24 protein-coding genes are annotated in these 21,862 nt (G+C 51.0%); 15 read left to right on the top strand and 9 right to left on the bottom strand.

Annotated elements, in window-relative coordinates:
• Positions 1–43 precede the first annotated feature (43 nt).
• A complete protein-coding gene (locus tag BUB30_RS28560) occupies positions 44–1,609 on the bottom strand; it encodes a CHASE3 domain-containing protein (protein WP_073141522.1) in 1,566 nt (521 codons plus the stop codon).
• A gap of 258 nt (positions 1,610–1,867) precedes the next feature.
• On the opposite strand from BUB30_RS28560, the gene BUB30_RS28555 reads away from it, so the two are divergent.
• The gene (locus BUB30_RS28555; protein WP_073141521.1) at positions 1,868–2,731 is read left to right on the top strand and encodes a nuclear transport factor 2 family protein; all 864 of its coding nucleotides are present in this window, start codon (positions 1,868–1,870) and stop codon (positions 2,729–2,731) included.
• Between the two features lie 349 nt (positions 2,732–3,080).
• On the opposite strand, the gene BUB30_RS28550 is transcribed toward BUB30_RS28555, so the two are convergent.
• Both BUB30_RS28550 and BUB30_RS28545 read right to left on the bottom strand, forming a co-directional pair.
• Entirely contained in the window at positions 3,081–4,451 is a 1,371-nt protein-coding gene (locus tag BUB30_RS28550; protein WP_073141519.1) for a M28 family peptidase, read from the bottom strand.
• 37 nt (positions 4,452–4,488) lie between these two features.
• Positions 4,489–4,911 (bottom strand): hypothetical protein, encoded by a 423-nt coding sequence (locus BUB30_RS28545; RefSeq protein ID WP_073141517.1) that lies wholly within the window; start codon positions 4,909–4,911, stop codon positions 4,489–4,491.
• 148 nt (positions 4,912–5,059) lie between these two features.
• Between BUB30_RS28545 and sdaAA the strand changes: the two genes are divergently transcribed.
• Positions 5,060–5,968, top strand: a complete 909-nt coding sequence (gene sdaAA, locus BUB30_RS28540; RefSeq protein ID WP_073141515.1) for an L-serine ammonia-lyase, iron-sulfur-dependent, subunit alpha — start codon at positions 5,060–5,062, stop codon at positions 5,966–5,968.
• Here the strand turns inward: sdaAA and BUB30_RS28535 are convergent.
• A complete protein-coding gene (locus BUB30_RS28535) occupies positions 5,904–6,398 on the bottom strand; it encodes a hypothetical protein (RefSeq protein ID WP_073141513.1) in 495 nt (164 codons plus the stop codon). The two genes, sdaAA and BUB30_RS28535, sit on opposite strands and share 65 nt — an antisense overlap.
• A gap of 82 nt (positions 6,399–6,480) precedes the next feature.
• Positions 6,481–7,125 carry a uracil phosphoribosyltransferase gene (upp, locus tag BUB30_RS28530; RefSeq protein ID WP_073141512.1) on the bottom strand — a complete coding sequence of 215 codons (645 nt, stop codon included), beginning with the start codon at positions 7,123–7,125 and terminating at the stop codon, positions 6,481–6,483.
• Between the two features lie 83 nt (positions 7,126–7,208).
• Here upp and BUB30_RS28525 point away from each other — a divergent pair, with 83 nt between their 5' ends.
• From BUB30_RS28525 to BUB30_RS28490, 8 genes are all read left to right on the top strand, one after another.
• Positions 7,209–8,120 carry a M20/M25/M40 family metallo-hydrolase gene (locus BUB30_RS28525; protein WP_073141510.1) on the top strand — a complete coding sequence of 304 codons (912 nt, stop codon included), beginning with the start codon at positions 7,209–7,211 and terminating at the stop codon, positions 8,118–8,120.
• A 60-nt stretch (positions 8,121–8,180) separates the two neighbouring features.
• Positions 8,181–8,765: a DUF1287 domain-containing protein gene (locus BUB30_RS28520; protein ID WP_073142441.1), complete on the top strand. Its 585-nt coding sequence runs from the start codon at positions 8,181–8,183 to the stop codon at positions 8,763–8,765.
• Positions 8,766–8,959: 194 nt separating this feature from the next.
• The gene (hpt, locus tag BUB30_RS28515) at positions 8,960–9,484 is read left to right on the top strand and encodes a hypoxanthine phosphoribosyltransferase (protein WP_073141508.1); all 525 of its coding nucleotides are present in this window, start codon (positions 8,960–8,962) and stop codon (positions 9,482–9,484) included.
• A 103-nt stretch (positions 9,485–9,587) separates the two neighbouring features.
• Entirely contained in the window at positions 9,588–10,169 is a 582-nt protein-coding gene (locus BUB30_RS28510) for an adenylate kinase (protein ID WP_073141506.1), read from the top strand.
• A gap of 41 nt (positions 10,170–10,210) precedes the next feature.
• Positions 10,211–11,200, top strand: a complete 990-nt coding sequence (gene obgE, locus BUB30_RS28505; protein WP_073141504.1) for a GTPase ObgE — start codon at positions 10,211–10,213, stop codon at positions 11,198–11,200.
• 103 nt (positions 11,201–11,303) lie between these two features.
• The gene (locus BUB30_RS28500; RefSeq protein WP_245804195.1) at positions 11,304–11,903 is read left to right on the top strand and encodes a nucleotide exchange factor GrpE; all 600 of its coding nucleotides are present in this window, start codon (positions 11,304–11,306) and stop codon (positions 11,901–11,903) included.
• Between the two features lie 35 nt (positions 11,904–11,938).
• Positions 11,939–13,069 carry a molecular chaperone DnaJ gene (gene dnaJ, locus BUB30_RS28495; protein WP_073141503.1) on the top strand — a complete coding sequence of 377 codons (1,131 nt, stop codon included), beginning with the start codon at positions 11,939–11,941 and terminating at the stop codon, positions 13,067–13,069.
• A gap of 243 nt (positions 13,070–13,312) precedes the next feature.
• Positions 13,313–14,098, top strand: coding sequence for a hypothetical protein (locus BUB30_RS28490; protein ID WP_143165126.1), 786 nt, complete (start codon positions 13,313–13,315; stop codon positions 14,096–14,098).
• Between the two features lie 41 nt (positions 14,099–14,139).
• On the opposite strand, the gene BUB30_RS28485 is transcribed toward BUB30_RS28490, so the two are convergent.
• Both BUB30_RS28485 and BUB30_RS28480 read right to left on the bottom strand, forming a co-directional pair.
• Positions 14,140–14,508 carry a nuclear transport factor 2 family protein gene (locus BUB30_RS28485; RefSeq protein ID WP_073141499.1) on the bottom strand — a complete coding sequence of 123 codons (369 nt, stop codon included), beginning with the start codon at positions 14,506–14,508 and terminating at the stop codon, positions 14,140–14,142.
• Between the two features lie 76 nt (positions 14,509–14,584).
• Complete coding sequence (locus BUB30_RS28480; protein ID WP_073141497.1) at positions 14,585–15,157, bottom strand: Crp/Fnr family transcriptional regulator; 573 nt, start codon at positions 15,155–15,157, stop codon at positions 14,585–14,587.
• A 125-nt stretch (positions 15,158–15,282) separates the two neighbouring features.
• Here BUB30_RS28480 and BUB30_RS28475 point away from each other — a divergent pair, with 125 nt between their 5' ends.
• The 5 genes from BUB30_RS28475 (at position 15,283) to atpC (ending at position 20,756) form a co-directional block, all read left to right on the top strand.
• Positions 15,283–16,200, top strand: a complete 918-nt coding sequence (locus BUB30_RS28475; RefSeq protein ID WP_073141496.1) for an ABC transporter ATP-binding protein — start codon at positions 15,283–15,285, stop codon at positions 16,198–16,200.
• The gene (locus BUB30_RS28470; protein ID WP_073141494.1) at positions 16,193–17,491 is read left to right on the top strand and encodes an ABC transporter permease; all 1,299 of its coding nucleotides are present in this window, start codon (positions 16,193–16,195) and stop codon (positions 17,489–17,491) included. The genes BUB30_RS28475 and BUB30_RS28470 overlap by 8 nt, the downstream gene beginning before the upstream one ends.
• Before the next feature lie 78 nt (positions 17,492–17,569).
• Positions 17,570–18,787, top strand: coding sequence for a sensor histidine kinase (locus tag BUB30_RS28465; protein ID WP_073141492.1), 1,218 nt, complete (start codon positions 17,570–17,572; stop codon positions 18,785–18,787).
• A 151-nt stretch (positions 18,788–18,938) separates the two neighbouring features.
• The gene (gene atpD / locus BUB30_RS28460; protein ID WP_073141490.1) at positions 18,939–20,447 is read left to right on the top strand and encodes a F0F1 ATP synthase subunit beta; all 1,509 of its coding nucleotides are present in this window, start codon (positions 18,939–18,941) and stop codon (positions 20,445–20,447) included.
• A 63-nt stretch (positions 20,448–20,510) separates the two neighbouring features.
• Positions 20,511–20,756, top strand: coding sequence for an ATP synthase F1 subunit epsilon (gene atpC / locus BUB30_RS28455; protein ID WP_073141489.1), 246 nt, complete (start codon positions 20,511–20,513; stop codon positions 20,754–20,756).
• Positions 20,757–20,825: 69 nt separating this feature from the next.
• Here atpC and BUB30_RS28450 read toward each other — a convergent pair whose 3' ends face one another.
• A complete protein-coding gene (locus BUB30_RS28450) occupies positions 20,826–21,146 on the bottom strand; it encodes a DUF6787 family protein (protein ID WP_073141487.1) in 321 nt (106 codons plus the stop codon).
• Positions 21,147–21,149: 3 nt separating this feature from the next.
• Positions 21,150–21,851, bottom strand: coding sequence for an RluA family pseudouridine synthase (locus tag BUB30_RS28445; RefSeq protein ID WP_073141486.1), 702 nt, complete (start codon positions 21,849–21,851; stop codon positions 21,150–21,152).
• Between the last annotated feature and the right edge of the window lie 11 nt (positions 21,852–21,862).

The following is a 21,862-nucleotide window of genomic DNA, read 5'->3' as shown; positions in this document are numbered from 1 at the left end:
CCGGCTGAATATCAGCCGGCTTTTTTTATTTCTAGACGTTAGATCATTTCGACGAAACTTCTCCCGCCATCCGCTTCTGCATTTCGCGTTCCTTTCTCACCAACTCTTCTTGCGTGGCCTGCAGCTCTTCCATGTTCTGGCGCATCTCCTCTTCCCGTTGACGCATTTGTTCTTCGTTGATATGAGCCTGTTCCAACAGGTTTTTCATCTTGAAGGTGGTTTGCGAATTCAGGATGGCCGATGCCAGGAACTCTCCGGCTTTTTTCAGAAACAAAATGTGATGTTCTTCAAAATCACCGAACGATGCCATCTCCAGAATGGCCACCGTTGTGATATCATATTTCAGCGGCACGATGACAAGGTGACGCGGCGTGGCATCGCCCAGACCCGATGTGATCGTGGTGTAGCCCAGCGGAATGTCTTTCAATTGAATGGTATCGCCCTCGAGGAACGCCTGGCCGACGAGACCGTTGCCAATGTCAACTCGTTTTTCCATCCATTTCTTTTTATCAAAAGCAAAACAAGCCTTTAACTCCAGGTAGGTCTCGCCTTCTTCGCCTTCCAGCACGAACAGGCTTCCCTGTTGAGCATTGAGGTATTTCACCAAGTAGGACACGCATTTGTCGGCCAGCAAGGTGTTGTCGTGTTGATTGTTGCGCACCAGTTCGGAAAAACTGGCGAGGCCTTCGTTCATCCAGTTGCGCTTGTCGTCTTCCTGCTTTAGCTTTTTCAACTGCTCGCGCATCTGCAACAGGTTTCCGGCAAGCGTGTTGGCATTCAGGTCGCTGTTCTTTTCGTTGAGACCATCCCAGTTCACATCGTAGTTTCCGTTGGTCATGCTCTTGATAAACTCGGAGGCCATGCGCACGTTGCGAATAGAGGCATCGTTGATGGCTTGCGCGGACGAGTCGTCTTTTTCGCCGGAATTGAAAACATAGTTCCGGTTGTTTTCTTCAACCTCCAGCAACAACGCATGACGCGCTTCGCGTTCTTTCCTGACGCGTTTCACAAAAAGAACGAGTATAGGCAAGGCTAGAATGACAATAGAGATCTGCAGCCCCAGGTTGCTGCGCATGGCGGCATTGTAGTTGGAAATGGCTTTTTGATTGAGCTCATCTTCAAAGGCAAGCAGGGGCTTGGAAATTTCGTCGTATTTTTTCCATACGCCGTAGCCCCGGTCTTCGCTTAGCATGGCCACGAAGGTGCGCATGCTGTCGATGCGAGCAGTCTCTACCATTTGTTTGCTGAAGGCGATGTAGTTGTCAACCTCCTTTTTCACCTCATCCAATTTGCCGGCGTCGGCATATTCTTGTTTTTTCAACAGCGAGTCCAGTTGAGCAAAGATGCCCGGGCTCGTGGTGACCGCCTCGTTAAAAGGACGCAACATGTTTTCATCCTTCGTCAGCGCGAAACCGCGCACGCCAAGGTCGAGGCCGTGCATGACACTGCTGAGGATCTGTTGGGTGCGCTGCGTCACCAGCACAGTCTCCTTTTGCTGGGCGATGTTTTGTTGAATGATATTATTGTTGTGGAAAGCAAGGAGTGTGCTGGCCGCCAGGGCCACTCCGATGATGAGGACAATCCAGTTGTCGGTAAAAAATTTTTTCATGGTTTAGGGTGCAACGGCAATTGCGAAGAAAAAATATAAAAACCTGCGCTGGTGAACAACGAATCGGCTAAATAAATGTTTATCGCACACTTCCAATCGACTTGCCCTTGTTGTTGCAAAAAAGTTTAAACACTTGAATACAATTGGATTGGGTTGGAGTTTAACTGCGGAGTAAAACTAAAATGCCGGACCCCGGGGGACGAACGACGATCCGCCAACGTGTATCTTTAACGCTGTCTTCACCAACTCATTCTCCCTATGCGCTACACCCTTCTTGGATTTCTCTTGCTGGGAACATTTCTGAGCCCCGCTCAAGTCAGCAATCCCAACCTGCAAGCCATGGTCGATGCCGAGCGGGCTTTTATCGCCATGGCTAAAGAGCAAAATACCCGGGATGCCTTCCTGTTCTTTCTCAGCGCCGACGCGGTGACCGTTGGACCCGATGGGCCCCGCATCGGAACAGAGAGCATCCGAAGCCAGCCCGCTTCCGAAGGATGGCTGAATTGGGAGGTGGCCTATTGCGACATCGCTGCTTCCGGGGAGATGGGCTATAACACCGGCCCGTGGGAATTTCGCGCACAGAAAACCGACGAGAAGCCGGTAGCGTATGGCGAGTTTCATTCCATATGGAAAAAGCAGGCCGATGGCTCTTGGAAAAATATCCTCGACATCGGGGTTCGGCATGCTGCACCGGTGGAAAGGCAAAGCCTGGCTACGTCCCAAATGCCGTTAACGTCTGCTAAACATTCATCCGGTTCGCCTGCCGCGATCCTGGATTTGGATAAAAAATTTATAACGCTTTATGAGAAAAAAGGGGATGCGGCCTACAATACGTTTGCCTCAAAAGAGATTCGCTTTGCACGTGAAGGGGAGTTGCCGATCGTTTCAAGGGAAGATTGGGATGCTTATTTAAAGCGGAGTTCATTCAAGATGAGCGATGTAAAGGTGATGGGTGGTGGTGTTGCTGAATCGGATGATTTGGGGTATGTGTATGGTAGCAGTAGCGTGGGGGTTGTGGTGGAGGGTAAGGAGGTGGTGAAGAAGGGGACTTATTTGCGGGTTTGGAAAAAGGAGGGTGGCAAGGTTTGGAGGATTGTGTTGGATGTGGTGGCGTGTCGGTGAGACAGGGTGATTTTGAGGGTGGAAGTATCAATGGGATTGGGTGGCCGAAAAGTGTTGTTGGTGAAGGGACTGTAATAAGCAGTGGGGCAACTCACGTAGTGGGGCGGCTGGGGAATATTTGGCTATGAATAACACCAACAACGGTGGGGGTCATAAATATAACGGGATGGGTACTTGAGAATGAGTGGATTTCATGGAGGCCCTTTGATGGTGCTGAGCGGATAGGATTCGAGAAAATCTTTGGTGCTGTCTAATAAACAACGCTTCACTATGGGGTGGCGCATCAAATAAAAATGGATAACCTTTTTTGGGTTATCCATTTTTATTTTGAGGTCATGCGTGAGTCGTCTTAATTCAATCCGTATTTATCCATCAGATATACCAAGGCGGTCATGGAGGCGGCGCCGAGTTCGAGTTCGCGACGGCTTACTTTGTCGATGGTGTCTTCTTGGGTGTGGTGGTAGTCGAAGTAGCGTTGGGAGTCGGGGAGGAATTCGAGGACGGGGACACCCATGGGTTCGAGGGGACTGATGTCGGCACCGCCGCCTTCCTGGGAGAAGTCGGTGAGACCGTAGGGTTCGAACAGGGGTTTCCAGCTTCGGATTTTAGTTTTTATGGGGTCTGTTGCCGTCATGGTGAACCCCCGGGGGGTGAAGCCGCCACGGTCTGATTCGATGGCGGCGATGTGTTTTTCCTTTTTGAGGGCTGCTTGTTTAGCGTATTCTATGCCGCCACGCAAACCGTTCTCTTCGTTCATGAACATCACCGCGCGGATGGTGCGTTTGGGTTTGATGCCGAGAATTTTGAAGAGGCGGATCACTTCCATGGCCTGCACGCAGCCTGCTCCATCATCGTGGGCGCCTTGGGCGAGGTCCCACGAATCGAGGTGGCCACCCACTACGATGATCTCGTCAGGATATTCGGAACCTTTGATCTCGCCAATCACATTAAAAGAAGGTGCATCCGGAAGGGTTTCGCAATGCGTCTCAAAATAAAATTGTACATCCTTCTCTTCTTTTAGCAATTTGCTGAGACGGTCGGCGTGGTTGGTGCTGATGGCAATGGCGGGAAGCTTGGGGATGTTTGGCGCATAACGCAGGCCGCCCGTGTGGGGATAGTCTTCCGGGTTCAATCCCATGGACCGGACGATGACGCCGATCGCTCCATACTTTGCGGCTTCCGAAGGTCCATAGCCGCGCTGTTCAACGGCGCCGCCATACGCCGCGAAGGCATCGACTGACTTCACGTCCATGGGGCGGTTGAAAAATATGATTTTCCCTTTCAAGTATCGTTCGCCCAGTTGTTTCAACTCATCAAAGCTCTTCACCTCTACCACGGTTCCGGAAACGCCGGCAGGGCCGGTGCCTACCGAGCTGCCCAGCGCACACACGTTCACTTCGATGGGACCGTATTTTTTGGTGTTCATTATCCGGCCGATCTCTTTTTGTCCACGGATCCAATGGGGTACCATCACGGGCTGGAGCCATACGGAGTCGGCCACATTTTCCAGTTCATGACGGCTCCATTCCACCCCGGCTGCTGCGCCGGGCGAACCGCTCAGCCGTGCACCTACTTCGGTGGTGAGATAGTGTAGCCAGGTGTAGCTCTTGCCGTCTACCAGAGCCTTGTCGAAAATTTGTTTGATGGCCGACTCGTCGGGGGTTTGTCCCTGGGCCATCACGGTGATGAGTGCTAAAATGAACAGTAGATTTCTTTTCATGCGGATGTTTCTTGTGGAGCGAAGATATTACAATTTATCAGTTGATGATTTTTGCGGCCTTCAGAATATACATGTGATGGTCGGGGTCTTTGTCGTTCAACATCAACGTGCCTTCCATAACGATGGGTTTAGTAGAGAATTTTATTTTTTCTGCCGTCTCCACTTCCATCACCGTTTCGGGGCCAGCAGCGCCACAAAAATAACAGAGATTGAAAGGCAATGCCGACAGCATGAACTTGGATTGGCTGCCCACTTCAGCCAAGGGAATGATGTAACCTTTTACGCGGATTTTCTTTCCCTGGAAGGTCTTCAAGTGCTTGCTGAAAAGCGGCACCTCCACGTCGAAGCCGTTCGCATCCTTTTTTGTCTGAAAACCCACCTCCGCCAGCGTGTTCCAGAAATTGTCCTGGGCGGTTGCCACCGTGGTCGTGGCGATAAAAAGAAGCGCAAGGAGTTTCATGCCATTCAAAGTAAGGTCAACGTCCGGATTTATAAAAACCAGGCGCCCCTGGAGAACGAATTAGTTTTCACAATCGTTTGAAATTAAAGCTGAATAGGAGAATTTTGACCCGGACCCTCCGCCGCTTTGTCACTAAACCTTTGTGGTTATGCCATTTCTTTTTGATTCTTTTGAAGGCTGGAAAACGTATAGCGACACCCAAAAAATGTCGTTGGTGGACGTGGTCCTGGAATACGAGGCCACTCAAAAAAGCCACTCGCCCCAGGAAACGAAGAAAGGCTTGCTGAGGGCTTGGGAAGTCATGAAAGATGCCGTGCATACGGGCCTGGAAGAGGACATGACCTCGCGATCGGGCATGATCAACAACGGCGCAAAGAAAGTGTACCGATATCCCAAAGCTGTGCTCTCAAAAGAATTTCAACAGCTTATCGCACGGGCTTTGGCCGCGAAAGAAGTGAATTCGTGTATGGGGCGTGTCGTTGCAGCCCCCACGGCCGGTGCCAGCGGCATCATGCCGGGTGTGCTCTACACCTTGCAGGAAATCCATCAAATTCCGGATGAAAAAATTATCGAGGCCATGCTCATCGCGGCAGGCATCGCCCTGATCATGGAGCAAAAAGCTTCTATCGCTGGCGCTGTTGGAGGATGTCAGGCCGAAACCGGCACTGCCGCTGCGATGGGTGCGGGCGCCATTGTATATTGTTTGGATGGAAATACCGACCAGATCTTCACCGGAGTGGCCATCACGGTGCAATGCATGCTAGGACTGGTATGCGACCCTGTAGCGGGACTTGTTGAGATCCCCTGCGTGGTGCGCAACGCCAGCGCTGCTGCGATCGCCAACAGCTCGGCACAGATCGCGCTGGCGGATGTGAGCAGCGTCATCCCCGTCGATGAAGTGATCGAAGCGATGGGTGAAATTGGTGCCAGCATGGAAACGCGTTACAAAGAAACTGCCCTCGGCGGATTGGCCGCCACAAAAACCGGGCAAGCTATCGCACGGAGAGTGCTGATACGAGACATCGAAATCCTTCCCGACGAACAGATTCCATCATGAGCGATCCGATAGGGTCTTTAATCGATTCAATCAGGTCATGCACTTTGTCGCCAAAGAAATAAATGGCGATACTGAAGATCACTGACCACAGCGCGGCGCTCACAAACATGTAGACAATGATCTTTTCTTTTGGACTTCCCGAACTCACGGCCAGCAACGTTCCCCCAATGGGTGTCAGAATGATCGGCGTCAATGCAGCCACGCCAAACAATCCATATTTTTTCCAGATGCCGGCAAACTTCCGGTTGCTGGTGGAGAACTTCTTCCGGTTGGCAAAAAGCTTTTTGAATACTTTTTCCCGTAGCCAGTTACCAAAATAGGTAATGAGTACAACGATGGTCATCATGCCCGCCACCGTCGATAAAATGGTGGTGACGATATTGAGATGCGCGCCATATCCACCAAGCGGACCGAGGATAAATTTTAGCATACTAAAAAGGTAGACCGGTATGGCTTTCAATATCTCCTCCCACATAGCGCGCTTAGCTGTAGATTTTCTGGTATCGTCTTGATCATAATTTCTCGCCAAAGCTCAGGTCGCCGGCGTCACCCAGACCCGGTACAATATAGAACCGGTCGTTCAGGTTGTCGTCGACGGCGCAGGTCCAGAGGGAATGGGGGATGTCGACATTTTCGTTAACATACTGTATTCCTTCCGGCACGCTCACCAGCGAGGCTACGTAAAGATGGGAAGGTTTTCCGTTCTTCGCCAAAGCATTTACCGATTGCACGATCGATTTTCCCGTGGCCAGCATGGGGTCTACCAGGATCACCTCGCGTTGGGCCAGCGATGGGGTGGCCAGGTATTCCAGGTTGATCACGATTTCCGTGTGCCCTTCCTGGCGGTAGGCGCCAATGAAGCCGGCGTCGGATTGATCAAAGAAATCAAGAAAGCCCTGAAAGTAAGGCAAACCCGCCCGCATGATGGCAACAATCACCGGTGGTTCGGGCATGAGGTTCACGACCGATGTGCCCAACGGCGTTTCTATGGGTGTGTTGCGATAGCGCATATGGCGAGAGATCTCATATGCCATGATCTGACCCAGGCGGTGGGCATTCTTGCGAAAGCGGAGCCTGTCTTTCTGAACCTGGCGATCGCGCAGCTCGGCCACGAAATGATTGGCGATAGAATTGTGTTCACTTAAATTAAAAAGCATAAGGCTTTCTTTTTTCTAACCAAAATTTAGAATAAAGTTGTGTCAGTAACTAATCCACACCCCTCCCGGCCTTCCCTATGCCTATGAAGCTCCTGAAACAACTCTGCGAAATACATGCGCCTTCCGGAAATGAAGTCGCCATGACAAAATTTTTATTGTCCTACATCGCAAAAGAAAAAAAGAAGTGGAAGGTAAAACCCGAAGTTTTTTCGGGTGATGAATTTCAGGATTGTATCCTGTTAAAATTCGGCAAGCCCCGCACGGCCATCTTCGCACACATCGACAGCATCGGCTTCACGGTGCGCTATTTCAACCAACTCCTCCCCATCGGCAGCCCCGATGCGGAGATGGGCACACGATTGGTGGGGGAAGATTCGCTCGGCCCCATTGAATGTGAACTGGAATTCGACAAAGACCATCATGCCTTTTATAAATTCGGAAGGCAAATCGACCGGGGCACCGACCTCACCTACAAAATCAACTTCCGCGACACGAAAGACTTTATTCAATCGCCTTATCTCGACAACCGGCTGGGCGTGTACAATGCACTAAAGGTTGCCGAAACATTGAAAGATGGCGTGATCGTCTTCAGCTGCTGGGAAGAACACGGTGGCGGCTCGGTGCCTTACCTGGCAAAATTTATGTACGAGAACTGGAACGTGCGCCAAGCCCTGGTGAGCGACATCACCTGGGTTTCCGATGGCGTGGAACACGGCAAGGGCGTGGCCATTTCCATGCGCGACCGCAACCTGCCCCGCCGCAGTTTTGTGGACCGCATCATCGCCATCGCCAAAAAAAGAAAGATCGATCACCAACTGGAAGTAGAGGGCATGGGCTCCAGCGACGGACGCGAACTTCAAACCTCAGCCTACCCCATCGATTGGTGTTTTGTCGGCGCACCCGAGAAAGACGCCCATTCCCCTCATGAAAAAGTGCACAAACACGACATCGATACCATGATCAAATTGTATACAGTATTGATGAAAGATTTGTAATTTTATTTTCGTCAGGGTAGACCCCGCTCGTTGACGTTGTTTCAATTAAAACATACTGCCATGATGTTGCGCATAAGTCTACTGGTATTTGTCCTCCTCGGGGCCGGCGAATCGTTTCAACTAAAATTATCCCGAGCCGCCATTGCGATCACACGCGATGTGGTGGAATACGACCCCACCTATTTCAGCATACCCTATCCCAACGGTGATGTGCCGGCGAACAAGGGCGTTTGCACCGACGTCGTGATCCGCGCCTATCGCAAGCTGGGCATCGATCTGCAAAAAGAAGTTCACCTCGACATGAAGGACAACTTCAAACTTTACCCGCAACGCTGGGGATTGAAACACACCGACGCCAACATCGACCATCGCCGGGTGCCCAACCTGATGACATTTTTTAAACGTCACGGTGAGGAATTAAAAAAATCCAAGGCCCCCAAAGACTATGAAGCGGGCGACATCGTGACCTGGGACCTCGGCGGCGGCCAAGGCCACATCGGCATCGTCACCACACAACGCTCCGAGGATCGCTTGCGTCCCATGATCGCTCACAACATCGGGCGAGGACAAGAGCTTTCGGATTGTCTTTTCGATTATGTTATCACCGGGCACTATCGCTACCGGCCTGGAGAAGCCCGTCATTAAGAATATTTTCTTATAACACCGCGCTAGCAATCGTTTTGTTATCGGCGTATCTCTGCAGCCAAACACATGGCCACACACGTGCGACACAGTGATTATTTATGGTTCACAGGGCACTCAAATCAGCCATTCAAAAATGTATTCTCTTCAAATTCTAAGATTCTGTTATTTTTGCAGTCCCTTAGCGGGGAAGTACTATGCAGATCAAGGATTTAGAGTTCAAACCGTTCATCAGCAAAGCCAAAATTCAGTACCAGGTAAAAGCCCTGGCAGAGACCATCAATGCGGATTATGAGGGGAAAACACCTGTATTCCTGCCGATTCTCAACGGTTCGTTCATTTTTGCATCGGACCTCATCAAACAGATTGAAGTACCCTGCAAGGTTTCTTTTGTGAAGATCTCCTCCTATGTTGGCACCGCCAGCTCGGGGCAGCTGAAGACCTTGATCGGCTTGGAGGAAAGTTTATTTAACCAGGACATAATTATTGTAGAAGATATCGTAGACACGGGTCTCACGTTGCAAAAGATCGTAGAGGAACTGAAAAGCCTGGGCACAAAATCCGTGGAAGTGGTGGCCCTCCTGCGCAAGCAACCGGCCCGCGAAAAAATGATCGATGTAAAGTATGTAGGCTTCGAGATCGAGAACGAGTTCGTGCTGGGCTATGGGCTCGACTACGACGGACTTGGCCGCAACCTCAAGGACGTGTACAAGGCCGGCTAAATTTCATATTCGCCCATGCGTAAATCGAACTTTCATTCCTTATCTTCGTCAGCTTGATACAACCCAAGCGGCCCATTTTACAACGTAAACCGACAACGCTCACATGATCAACCTTATTCTCTTTGGCCCCCCCGGCGCAGGTAAAGGCACACAAAGTGCTAAAATCATTGAAAAATATTCGCTCACGCACATCTCCACGGGCGACCTTTTCCGCAAACACCTCAAGGAAGGAACACCCCTTGGCAAACTTGCCCAGGATTATATGTCGAAAGGAAATCTCGTGCCCGATCAACTGGTGATCGACATGGTGGACGATAAAATAAAGAGCAGTGGCCAGATTGCCGGCATCATCTTCGACGGCTTTCCCCGCACCACGCCCCAGGCCGAAGCACTCGACAAACTGCTGGCCTCGAAAAATGCCCCCATCAAAGTGCTCATCGAATTGGTCGTTCCCGAAGAAGAACTGAAGAAACGACTGGCCGAACGCGCCGTAAAAGAAAACCGTCCCGACGACGCCAAGCCCGAAGTGATCGAGAACCGGATCAACGTCTACAAAGCAGAGACTGTTTCGGTGGCCGACCACTATAAAAAGCTGGGCCGGTATTCGTCCATCGTAGGCGTTGGTGAGATTGAAAACATTTTTTCAAACCTCTGCCGCGAGATCGATAAAAGCCTGTTGCTCTAGGCAAAGGTCTTGTATAAAAAAACTCATTAACCGTCATCTCCGTGTCCTCACCAAACTTTATTGACTACGTAAAATTCTGTTCCCGCTCGGGTCACGGAGGTGCGGGGTATTTGCATTTTCATCGCGAGAAATTTATTCAACACGGAGGCCCCGATGGGGGCAACGGGGGCCGTGGGGGTCACGTGATCCTGCGCGGCAACGCCCAGCACTGGACCCTCCTCCACTTGAAATATCGCAAGCACGTGATCGCTACCAACGGCAACCGCGGCGAAGAACAGGACCGGACCGGCCACGACGGCAAAGACGAGATCCTGGATGTGCCGCTGGGTACCGTAGCCAAACGTGCCGACACCGACGAGATACTTTTCGAGATCACCGAAGACGGCAAAGAATATATCCTCACGCCCGGCGGTCGCGGTGGCAAAGGCAACGCTTTTTTTGCTACCTCCACCAACCAGGCTCCGCAGCATGCCCAGCCCGGCGAGCCCGGCAAAGAGGAGTGGATTGTCTTAGAACTGAAGCTCCTGGCCGATGTAGGTTTAGTGGGGTTCCCGAATGCAGGGAAATCTACCCTCCTCTCCGTGGTATCGGCAGCCAAACCGAAGATCGGCGACTATCCCTTCACCACCCTCACCCCAAACCTGGGCGTAGTGTCTTATCGCGACGCGCACTCTTTTGTCATGGCCGACATTCCGGGCATCATTGAAGGCGCTGCCGAAGGAAAAGGGCTGGGTATCCGTTTCCTCCGCCACATCGAACGGAATTCTTTACTGCTGTTCATGATCCCCGCCGATGCCAAAGACATTGCGACGGAGTATGATATTTTACTGAACGAACTGCGCAAATACAATCCAGAGCTTTTGGACAAAAAGCGCCTCCTGGCCGTCTCCAAGGCCGATATGCTGGACGACGAATTGAAGGAAGCCATCAAAAAAGAACTCCCCACCGAACTGCCTTCCGTGTTTATCTCCTCCATTACCTCCCAAGGACTGACGGAATTGAAAGATTTGATCTGGAAAAACCTGCATTAATTGCCATTTCGGGGGAAGGGCTAAAAATGTCAGATTGGCATAAAATGCCTTTGGCAAAATTGTTGACATTTGCCCCTTGTTAATTTTCCAATCGGATACGTCTATGGAAAACCACGCAAATGAAAACGAAATGAGCAAAAACGAAGAAATGATCTCTGAAAATAACGAGGCAGCAGAAAATGTGTCAGCCCAGCAGGAAGCCCCGGCGCCGGAAAACGGCACCAAGGAAGGTGCTTCCGCGGAAAATGCGGTGGTAGATCCCGCCATCAAGCTGCAACAGGAATTGGATGAGCAAAAGGATAAATACATCCGTCTCTATTCCGAATTCGACAACTTCCGGCGCCGCACGGCCAAGGAAAAACTCGAACTCATCCAGACGGCCAACGAGCAATTGCTGAACAAACTCCTCCCCGTGGCCGACGATTTCGATCGCGCCGAAAAATCGTTCAAAGACAAGAACGACAAAGAGCTGGAGGGCTTTTTCCTCATCGCCAACAAATTCAGAAAGACCCTGGAGCAATCCGGTGTGAAGGTGATGGAGATCAATGCCCAGACCGAGTTCAACCCCGACCTTCACGAAGCCATCACCCAGATCCCCGTGCCCGACGCATCACAGAAGGGAAAGATCGTAGACGTGGTCGAGAAAGGTTATTTATTAAATGACAAAGTAATACGGTTTGCCAAGGTGGTTGTCGGAAGCTAATTCCCAACCGGCGATCCACTTCAATATTTAACTACATGTCAACGAAAAGAGACTATTACGAAATTCTGGGGGTCAGCAAAACTGCCAGTGCCGAGGAGATCAAGAAGGCCTATCGCAAGGTGGCTATCCAATTCCACCCGGATAAAAATCCGGATAACAAGGAGGCGGAGGAACAATTCAAGGAAGCCGCCGAGGCCTACGAGGTGTTGAGCGATGCCGACAAGCGCGCGAAATACGACCGCTTTGGCCACGCCCGTCCTGGCAACGGTGGCTTTGGAGGTCACGAGATGAACATGGAAGACATCTTCAGCCAGTTTGGCGACATCTTTGGTGGCGGTGGCGGAGGAAGTCCTTTTGAAAGTTTCTTTGGCGGCTCCAGCCGCGGCGGCGGACGACGCCAGCGCAAGGGTTCAAACCTGCGCATCAAACTGAAGCTCACCCTGGAGGAAGTGGCCCATGGTGTAGAGAAGAAGATCAAAGTGAATCGCCTGATCCGTGCAGAAGGCGTCACCTTCAAGACCTGTACCACCTGCCAGGGCTCTGGCCAGGTGCGCAAGGTGGTGAACACGATGCTGGGCCAGATGGTATCGGCCAGCACCTGCCCCACCTGCGATGGCTCAGGACAAGTGATCGAAAAAAGACCTGCCGGCGTGGACAGCTCCGGTCTGGTTTCCAAAGAAGAGATCCTCAGCGTGAAAATACCCGCCGGCGTGGCCGACGGCATGCAACTCTCCATGTCGGGCAAAGGCAACGAAGCCCCTGGGGGCGGCGTGGCGGGCGACTTGCTCATTCTGATCGAAGAACAGGAAGACAAAGCGCTGAAACGCGATGGCAACAACCTGGTGTACGACCTCTATATCAGTTTTATTGACGCCGCCATCGGCACCAGCATCGAAGTGCCGTCGGTTAGTGGTAAGGTAAAGATCAAAATCGAACCCGGAACCCAGAGCGGAAAGATCCTCCGTTTGCGCGGAAAAGGCCTAAAGGACGTGAATGGCTATGAAACTGGCGACCAGCTGATCTATGTGAATGTATGGACGCCCAAAAAGCTGACATCAGAAGAAAGGGCCAAATTGGAGAGTTTAAGAACCTCACACAACTTCGAACCACAACCCGATGCGAACGAAAAGGGCTTTTTTGAGCGAATGAAAGAGTTTTTCAATTAATATAGACACAACCTCTTCTTAACAGACCCCGTTTAACTAATCTTAGACGGGGTTTTTTTATACTATTTCAACTATAAACTTACACGCCGTAACCCGCAGAGGGTTAGGCCGTAAATACAGTTCATGCACAGAAAGATTTGGTTAACATGTTGCGGAATTGCACTTGTGGGGGTGACAGTGGGTCAGATTAAGAAGCAGTTCACGGTGGAAGACTCCCAATCGTGCGAAAATATCAGGCTTTCCTTGAAAGCCAATAGTGGCAATTGCTATATCAAACCCTCCCATAACCCCGAAATTCTCAACGTTTTCAGCAATCAGACCGAACAGACCTATGCTCACAACTTCCGGAAGGAAATAAAGGGCAAAACCTGCGAAGTCCTCCTCAATCTCGAAGAAGTACAGACCGAAGGCCTCAGCCAGACCATCTCAGCCCGTTTTTTTGGCGCTTCTGATGCTCCCGTCAACGACAAGATCTGGAAAATGTACCTCACCGACGCCAAGCCCTATTTCCTGGAACTCAACTATGGTGTGGGTAACGCCAACGTTGACCTCTCCGGCCTGGCCATCAAAAAGCTGAAAATCAATACCGGTAGCGCCGACGTTAACGTGAACTATAACTCGGCCCTCGAAAACCAGATCGACATGGATACTTTCTTTGTGAAGGTGGACCTGGGTTCGATCAACGTAAAGAACATCAACCTGTCGCGTACGCGCTTTGTGATGGCCGACGTAGGCTTCGGTAACATGACTTTGGATTTCAGCAACAAACCGCTTGTCAGCAACAAGGTAAAAGGCACCGTGGGTGCCGGCAATCTGCTCATCGTTCTTCCCAGCGACCACCTCACGCCGGTGGTGGTGAAGATCAAAGACTCCTGGCTCTGTAGCGTAAAGCTCCCGGGCGATTTGAAAAAGATTGGCGAGAACTTGTATGCCAACGCCGCCTATTCAAAAGACGCCAAGAACTCACTCTCGTTCGATCTGGATGTCTCCATGGGCAACATCACTTTTCAAGAAGCGCCCGCGCACTGACCGGTCGCCGCTCCTTCCCAGCAAACACTTCATTCTGTATTTTAAGCATGTGCACACGCCGTCACGTAGGGCATGTTGCTCACGATCCTCCAATCCTCGCCTTCCTGTATCAATTGAAGAAACACGTGCATGATCGTTTGGCGGCCACGCAGGGTGTATTGTGCCATGGCCGTGGGGCCCATCACGTGCAGGGATAAGTCTTCGATCTGGTAATCATCGCCCCCCGCCTTGCCGCTTCGGATCATGTCGAGGTAGTTTGTCTTGGAAAGAAAGGCGGACAATTGATGGGGTACGCTTTTGTTTACGATCACTTTAAACTCCGGATGGAGAAGAGAGTCGATCGTTTCAACGGATCGTTGGGCGAGGGCTGAGACGTAGTTTTCAACAAGGGTGCTAATCGTGGTTTCCATATTTTTTTATACAAAGGAAACCGGCACGGTGCTGCCATCATTTGACGATCGTCACAAAAGCAAAATCGCGTGATCTCTAGCCTGAAATACGGGCCCGGATCCTGCTCAATGTCTCCCGCGCCACGCCGAGATAGGTCGCCAGGTATTGTAAGGGCACCCGGCGCACCAATTCGGGATGATGCTCCACAACAAACTGGTAGCGCTCCGTAGGCGAGTATAGCGTGAACAACCCTGCATACGCATTTTGGCGGATCATCATTTGTTCCACGATAGCCCTTCCGATAGATTCAAACACGGGTGCGCGTTGATACAATGCCAACATCTTTTCACGATCGCCATACACGATGCGCGTCTCTTCCAATGTTTCCAAGGTATGCTTTGACGGTTGCTGCAGCGTGAGGCTTTCAAAATCGCTGGCAAACTCATTCTCGAAGTAGAAGTGGTTGCAGATCTCGTGGCCATCCTTCAGCGCATAGGAGCGGACGGCGCCTTGTTCAATAAAATACAATCCCCGGCAAATCTGCCCGGCAGGCAGGCACACGGTTTTGGCCGGGAAGTTTTTTTCCGTGAGGCATGACGTGAAGATGAGCCACTCCTCCTGGGTGACCGGGCGAATGGCCGAAAGCATTTTATGCAGCGCATGAAACATGTTGTTCCTATTTCTTCTTAATATAGAAAAACCGGCAAGGCCAAATCTATGGTTAAAGAGAATACATTAATTCTGTAATTTCCAGTGTCAATCGGATACTAATTCCAAAAAACCTAACAACGACAGTGGAGGCCGCATTAATCGCTCAACACGTGACCAAGCGCTACACCAATCACGTAGCCCTGGACCAGGTAAGCCTGACCATTCCCCAACAAACCATCTTTGGTTTGCTGGGACCCAATGGCGCCGGGAAGACCACCCTCATCCGCATCATCAACCAGATCATCAACGCCGACAGTGGCGAGATCTCCATTTTCGGAGAACCCCTGCAACCCAAACACATCGGCACCATTGGCTACTTGCCGGAGGAGCGCGGGTTGTACAAGAAACTGAAAGTGGGCGAGCAACTGGTATACCTCGCACAACTCAAAGGATTATCGCGCAAGGATGCTTCCGAAAAAAGCAAAGCCTGGATGCGGAAATTCGAGATCACCGATTGGTGGAATAAGAAGGTGGAGGACCTCAGCAAGGGCATGGCACAAAAAGTGCAGTTCATCAGCACCGTGATGCACGAACCCAGGCTTATTATTTTGGATGAACCTTTCTCCGGCTTCGATCCTGTGAATGCCCAGCTGATCACCCAGGAGATCCTGGAGCTGAAAGCAAAAGGCTGCACCGTCATTTTCTCCACCCACCGCATGGAAACCGTGGAAGATCTTTGCGATCACATCGCACTCATCAACAAATCCAAAAAGATCCTGGAAGGCTCCAAGAAGCAAGTGAAGGACACCTATCGCACCAACACGTTTGTGGTGGAGCACAAGGGCACCTTCAACCTGACCAGCGACGGATATGAATTGGTTGAACAGAAAAATATAGAAGACACGTTCTTCCGCTCGATCGTGCGATCCCAACATATCACATCCCCCAATCAACTGATCCGCGATCTGACCAATGTTACCGAAGTGCACAGCTTTATTGAAAAAATACCGACTATGAGCGAGATCTTCATTACCCTGGTGAAAGGAGGCAGCGATGAATAAGATATTTCTGATTATCCAGCGTGAGTTTCTGAACCGCGTTCAGAAAAAATCGTTTCTCATTGCCACCATCGTGTTGCCGTTGATCTTCCCGGCCATCATGGCGGTGTTGGTGTATTTCTCCATTCAGCAACGGAAAAATGCAACGAGACAAACTATCCAATACGTGGATGAAAGCGGTCTCTTTGTACCCGACACATCGAAATTTGTTTTCAAGAAATTGATGACCGATGTGAAATCCGCCAAGGAAGCCTTTCAAACGTCAGACGATTATGGGCTGCTCTATATTCCCCACTTCGAATTGTCGCACCCCGACGGTGTGACGCTCTACACCAAGATCAACCCCAGTCCCAACGATATCGGCAACCTGGAGGGCATGCTCGAAAACCAGATCCGGGAGTTGAAGATGAAGAAATTCAACGTCGATCAAAAAGTTTTGGACAGTCTCAAGACCGACGTGCCCATTGAAAATTTCAATGTGGCCGATGCAGGGCAAGAGAAAAAATCCAACTCCAACGTATTGCTCGGCGTGGGTGTGGCCGCCGGCATTCTCATGTATATGTTCATCTTCATCTACGGTGCGCAGATCATGCAGGGTATCATCGAGGAAAAAACAAGCAAGGTGGTGGAAGTGATCGTGTCGTCGGTGCGGCCATTTCAATTGATGATGGGCAAGATCATTGGGCTGGCGTCGGTAGGGTTGCTGCAGTTCCTCATCTGGATCGTGCTCATCACCACGCTTTCGTCAGTGGTGCTGGCCTATTTTGGCGTGCAGATGCCACAACAGCAAATGATGCAGGAGATGGCGCAAAACAATCCGGACATGCAAGCTCCCCCAATAGAGATCCTCAAGATGATGAGCCAAATCCCTTTCGGGTATGTGATCTTCAACTTCCTGTTTTATTTCCTGGGCGGATATTTATTGTACGGTGCCTTATTTGCCGCCGTGGGTTCTGCGGTCGATAGTCCCGCCGAAGCACAGCAATTCATGTTCCCGATCACCATTCCCCTGCTGATCTCCTACTTTGGTTTGTTCACCTTTATTATGAACGACCCGCACAGCACGGTGAGCGTCTGGCTTTCCATCATCCCCTTCACTTCACCCATTGCCATGATGGGACGCATCGCTTTCGGTGTGCCCGGCTGGCAGTTGGCGCTCTCTATGGTTTCCCTGATCTTAGGATTTATGCTCACCACTTGGGTGGCCGGGCGGATCTACCGTGTGGGCATCCTCATGCACGGCACCAAGATCAACTATAAGGTGATGGCCAAGTGGTTTATGATGAAAGGATAGCACAGCGAGGGGCAACGACATTTAAATAAAAAACCGGGTGAAGCCTCATCCGGTTTTTTATTTATCTTTCAAATCGCAATGAGTAAAAAAAGTACGGTTCCGTCGCTGGACTTCTACCAGAACAACTCCAATATCAAGTGGGTGGTGCTGGTGGCTTCTGTGCTGATCAGCATCAGTTCGATCTACTACACCAACATCCTGGTCGACCAGTTGAAAGATCGCGAGCGCCAGCAGGTGCAGCTCTACGCCAAAGCCATCGAATATACCGCCAACGACGAAGGCACCGGCGACGTGAACTTCATCGCCCAGGAGATCCTCTTCCAAAACAACTCTATTCCCATTATCCAGGTAAGCGACAGCAACAAAGTGCTTTCCTCACGCAACGTGGACGTGGACGACACCTGGTCGGAGAAAAAAAGGAATTCCTTTTTAAAACAGGAAATGCAGATCATGCGCGAAACCTACGAGCCCATTAAGGTGACATTGCGCGATCCGCAAACGGGCGAGGTCTTTGGCACGCAATTCATTTATTATAAAAATTCATTTTTGCTAAAACAGCTGATCGCCTACCCCTACATACAGCTTTCGGTCATTGCCATTTTTGGGTTTATCGCCTACCTGGCCTTCAACTATTCTAAGGCTGCCGAGCAGAACCGGGTGTGGGTAGGGCTGGCCAAGGAAACGGCCCACCAGTTGGGCACGCCCCTGTCGTCGTTGATGGCCTGGGTGGAGGTGTTGCGCGACGACCCGGACATGAAGCACAAGGGCACGGTGGAGGAGTTGGAGAAGGACATTCAGAAGCTCAGGATCGTGACCGAGCGTTTTTCCAGCATTGGCTCCATCCCAACCCTGAAAAAAGAAAACATTGTGTCCCTCATCAACAACGTGGTCAACTATCTCCGGCCGCGGGTGTCGTCGCGGGTGCGGATGGAGGTGTTCACGCTGTCGGAGAACATCTTTGCCAATGTGCATGCGCCGCTTTTCGAGTGGGTGATCGAAAACCTGTCCAAGAACGCGGTAGATGCCATGGGTAACAGTGGCCTGATCGCCATCAAGGTGCTTCGGGGCAATGAGGGCAAGATCTTTATCGACATTTCGGACACCGGCAAGGGCATACCCCGATCCAAGATCGACCAGGTTTTCCGGCCGGGGTTCACCACCAAAAAGAGAGGCTGGGGGCTGGGCCTCACACTGGCCAAACGGATCATTGAAACCTATCACGATGGCAAAATTTTCGTGAAGTCATCGGAAGAAAACCTGGGTACAACTTTCAGGATTGTGCTGAACGCGGCTTGAGGGCCAAATCACGGTTTTTTGGTGTGTGTGCGCGGATATTCGCACACTCAAACAACTGTCAATAATTCGTATTTGAGCCTTTGTTCTTCATCCATAAACGGCTACTTTTGCGGTCAATTTCAGACCTTAATTTTCAAAAACCAGATAAAGCATGGCAAATATTGGTAAGATCACCCAGGTAATCGGTCCTGTAGTCGATGTGGCCTTCGATGGCGAAGGGGCTAAACTTCCGAATATCCTTGATTCTCTTGTTGTTACAAAAGCAGACGGCACCGTTGTGGTGTTGGAGTGCCAACAACACCTTGGCGAAGACCGCGTACGCACCATTTCGATGGAAGGTACCGAAGGTCTTGTGCGGGGAATGAAGGTGACCGATAACGGTACTCCCATCCAAATGCCCATTGGCGACGATATCAAAGGCCGCCTGTTCAACGTGATCGGCCAGGCCATCGACGGTATCAAGCAACCCAAAGGCGACAAATCGCTGCCGATCCACCGTGCTGCGCCCGCTTTTGAAGACCTTTCCACAGCAACCGAAGTTCTCTTTACCGGTATTAAAGTTATTGACCTGATCGAACCCTACGCCAAGGGTGGTAAGATCGGGTTGTTCGGTGGTGCCGGTGTAGGCAAGACCGTATTGATCCAGGAGCTTATCAACAACATCGCGAAAGCCTATTCCGGTCTTTCTGTGTTTGCAGGTGTGGGTGAAAGAACCCGTGAAGGGAACGACCTTCTCCGCGAAATGATCGAAGCCGGCATCGTAGACTATGGCGAAGAATTTATGAAATCGCTGCACGCCGGCGGATGGGATCTGTCGAAGGTGAGCGAAGAAAAACTGAAAGACTCCAAGGCAACCTTCGTGTTCGGACAGATGAACGAACCTCCCGGAGCCCGTGCACGGGTGGCCCTTTCCGGTCTGACGGTAGCCGAATATTTCCGCGACGGCGATGGTCAAGGCAAAGGCCGCGACATCCTCTTCTTCGTCGACAACATCTTCCGTTTCACACAAGCAGGTTCTGAAGTATCGGCCCTCCTCGGCCGGATGCCTTCTGCCGTAGGTTATCAGCCCACACTGGCCACGGAAATGGGTGCCATGCAGGAACGCATCACTTCCACCAAAAACGGTTCCATCACTTCGGTACAGGCCGTATACGTACCTGCCGATGACTTGACCGACCCTGCTCCCGCTACGACATTCGCTCACTTGGATGCCACTACCGTATTGTCCCGTAAGATCTCTGAGTTGGGTATCTACCCTGCCGTGGATCCTTTGGATTCTACGTCGCGCATTCTCCGTCCGGAGATCGTGGGTGAAGAACACTACAACTGTGCCCAGCGTGTGAAGAGCATCCTCCAGCGCTACAAAGAATTGCAAGACATCATCGCCATCCTCGGTATGGACGAATTGTCGGACGAAGACAAGCTGGTCGTGACCCGCGCCCGTCGCGTACAGCGCTTCTTGTCGCAGCCTTTCCACGTGGCCGAAGCCTTCACCGGTTTGAAGGGTGTATTGGTAGACATCAAGGATACCATCAAAGGATTCAACGCTATCATGGACGGCGAATACGATCACTTGCCTGAAATGGCCTTCAACCTGGTTGGAAGCATCGAGCAAGCCGAAGAGAAAGGCCAGAAGATGATGGCCGAAGCCAAAGGATAATTCATTACAAACAAGGGTGGAGGTTTAAGGCCTCCACCCTGTTTTCATATTTTATATCGACACATGCATCTTGAAATATTAACCCCCGAAAAAAAGGTTTTTGAAGGCGACGTAACTTCGGCCACCTTTCCCGGCGCCGACGGATCGTTCCAGGTGCTCGATCACCACGCTCCCCTCATCAGCTTGCTGAAAGAAGGCGTGGTGGAATACAAAGGCAAGGAAGGCGCCAAGCATGTTACCGTCACCGGTGGCGTGGTGGAAGTGCTGAAAAACAAAGTGATCCTTTTGGCAACCGGAGTGATCGGTTGAGCTGAGATAATTTTTCTTTATAAAAAAGCCCTGGGTTAACCGGGGCTTTTTGCTTTTATAAGTCTCTTGTCACGAAGGCTTGTTCTTTTTCCGATTGAAAATGCGATTGAACGACCGCTTCTCGAATTCCCAGAAGAAGTTGAATTGTCCGAATAAAAATCCATAGGCCAGCAGCACTACATTATACAAAGGCAAAATAAAGATGTAGTACAGCACCGATGCCAGGGTAGAGTTACCTTCATCGCCGGCCAGAAAATTCAGAATGGGTTTCTTGATGAACAGGACCGTGAACCCGGTGCAGGCAAAAACTATGAGGACCATCACGACTTGCAAAGCGCTGCCCAGCTTCCAGCGCTGTTTCAACCGTTCCATCCACGAGGCTTGTTCCATAGGCTACGTTTCATCAAATTTTACAAAATATTTCCATATACCCATAACGGGAACAGGCGCTTCCAGGGTTATGGGTTCTTTCTTCACCGGGTGAATGAACGACAGGCGTCGCGCATGGAGGTAGATGCTGCCGTCTTCGTTGGCGGTATCGTCACCATACTTCACATCGCCTTTGATGGGGCAGCCCATGCTGGCCAGTTGGGCACGGATCTGGTGCGAGCGTCCGGTCACAGGGTTGACTTGCAGCAGCCAATGCCCTTCGGCCGAACCGAGAACTTTGTAGCTGAGCTCAGAACGGAGGGCGTTGCCGGTTTCCTTTTTATATACGGTAGTCTTGTTTTTCTTTTCGTCTTTCTGAAGCCAGTGGATGAGTGTACCTTCCGGTTGGGGAGGCTTTGACCTAACGATGGCCCAATAGGTCTTCATGGTTTCTTTTTCGCGAAACAGGGCGTTCATACGCTCCAACGCCTTGGACGTACGCGCCAGCACCACCACACCGCTTACGGGGCGATCCAGGCGGTGCACAACTCCAAGGAAAACCTCACCCGGCTTGTGATATTTTTCTTTGATGTATTGCTTCCCCAACTCCACCAGTGGCACATCACCTGTGGCGTCGCCCTGCACGAGGATGCCGGGCGATTTGTTGACGACCAATAAATGGTTGTCTTCGAAGATGACGGTGAAAGGAACTGAAGGTTTTGTCATGGGGAAATTCA

Origin of the sequence: Chryseolinea serpens, from assembly GCF_900129725.1 — a bacterium.
GTDB classification, from domain to species: Bacteria; Bacteroidota; Bacteroidia; order Cytophagales; family Cyclobacteriaceae; genus Chryseolinea; species Chryseolinea serpens.
The sequence above is the reverse complement of the archived record's forward strand: the minus strand, read 5'-3'. Positions and strand labels throughout refer to the sequence as shown.

Coding starts and splice junctions, on each gene's coding strand:
- BUB30_RS28560 (WP_073141522.1), bottom strand. CDS start 1,609: ATGAAAAAATTTTTTACCGACAACTGGATTGTCCTCATCATCGGAGTG.
- BUB30_RS28555 (WP_073141521.1), top strand. CDS start 1,868: ATGCGCTACACCCTTCTTGGATTTCTCTTGCTGGGAACATTTCTGAGC.
- BUB30_RS28550 (WP_073141519.1), bottom strand. CDS start 4,451: ATGAAAAGAAATCTACTGTTCATTTTAGCACTCATCACCGTGATGGCC.
- BUB30_RS28545 (WP_073141517.1), bottom strand. CDS start 4,911: ATGAAACTCCTTGCGCTTCTTTTTATCGCCACGACCACGGTGGCAACC.
- sdaAA (WP_073141515.1), top strand. CDS start 5,060: ATGCCATTTCTTTTTGATTCTTTTGAAGGCTGGAAAACGTATAGCGAC.
- BUB30_RS28535 (WP_073141513.1), bottom strand. CDS start 6,398: ATGCTAAAATTTATCCTCGGTCCGCTTGGTGGATATGGCGCGCATCTC.
- upp (WP_073141512.1), bottom strand. CDS start 7,125: ATGCTTTTTAATTTAAGTGAACACAATTCTATCGCCAATCATTTCGTG.
- BUB30_RS28525 (WP_073141510.1), top strand. CDS start 7,209: ATGAAGCTCCTGAAACAACTCTGCGAAATACATGCGCCTTCCGGAAAT.
- BUB30_RS28520 (WP_073142441.1), top strand. CDS start 8,181: ATGATGTTGCGCATAAGTCTACTGGTATTTGTCCTCCTCGGGGCCGGC.
- hpt (WP_073141508.1), top strand. CDS start 8,960: ATGCAGATCAAGGATTTAGAGTTCAAACCGTTCATCAGCAAAGCCAAA.
- BUB30_RS28510 (WP_073141506.1), top strand. CDS start 9,588: ATGATCAACCTTATTCTCTTTGGCCCCCCCGGCGCAGGTAAAGGCACA.
- BUB30_RS28500 (WP_245804195.1), top strand. CDS start 11,304: ATGGAAAACCACGCAAATGAAAACGAAATGAGCAAAAACGAAGAAATG.
- dnaJ (WP_073141503.1), top strand. CDS start 11,939: ATGTCAACGAAAAGAGACTATTACGAAATTCTGGGGGTCAGCAAAACT.
- BUB30_RS28485 (WP_073141499.1), bottom strand. CDS start 14,508: ATGGAAACCACGATTAGCACCCTTGTTGAAAACTACGTCTCAGCCCTC.
- BUB30_RS28480 (WP_073141497.1), bottom strand. CDS start 15,157: ATGTTTCATGCGCTGCATAAAATGCTTTCGGCCATTCGCCCGGTCACC.
- BUB30_RS28470 (WP_073141494.1), top strand. CDS start 16,193: ATGAATAAGATATTTCTGATTATCCAGCGTGAGTTTCTGAACCGCGTT.
- BUB30_RS28465 (WP_073141492.1), top strand. CDS start 17,570: ATGAGTAAAAAAAGTACGGTTCCGTCGCTGGACTTCTACCAGAACAAC.
- atpD (WP_073141490.1), top strand. CDS start 18,939: ATGGCAAATATTGGTAAGATCACCCAGGTAATCGGTCCTGTAGTCGAT.
- atpC (WP_073141489.1), top strand. CDS start 20,511: ATGCATCTTGAAATATTAACCCCCGAAAAAAAGGTTTTTGAAGGCGAC.
- BUB30_RS28450 (WP_073141487.1), bottom strand. CDS start 21,146: ATGGAACAAGCCTCGTGGATGGAACGGTTGAAACAGCGCTGGAAGCTG.
- BUB30_RS28445 (WP_073141486.1), bottom strand. CDS start 21,851: ATGACAAAACCTTCAGTTCCTTTCACCGTCATCTTCGAAGACAACCAT.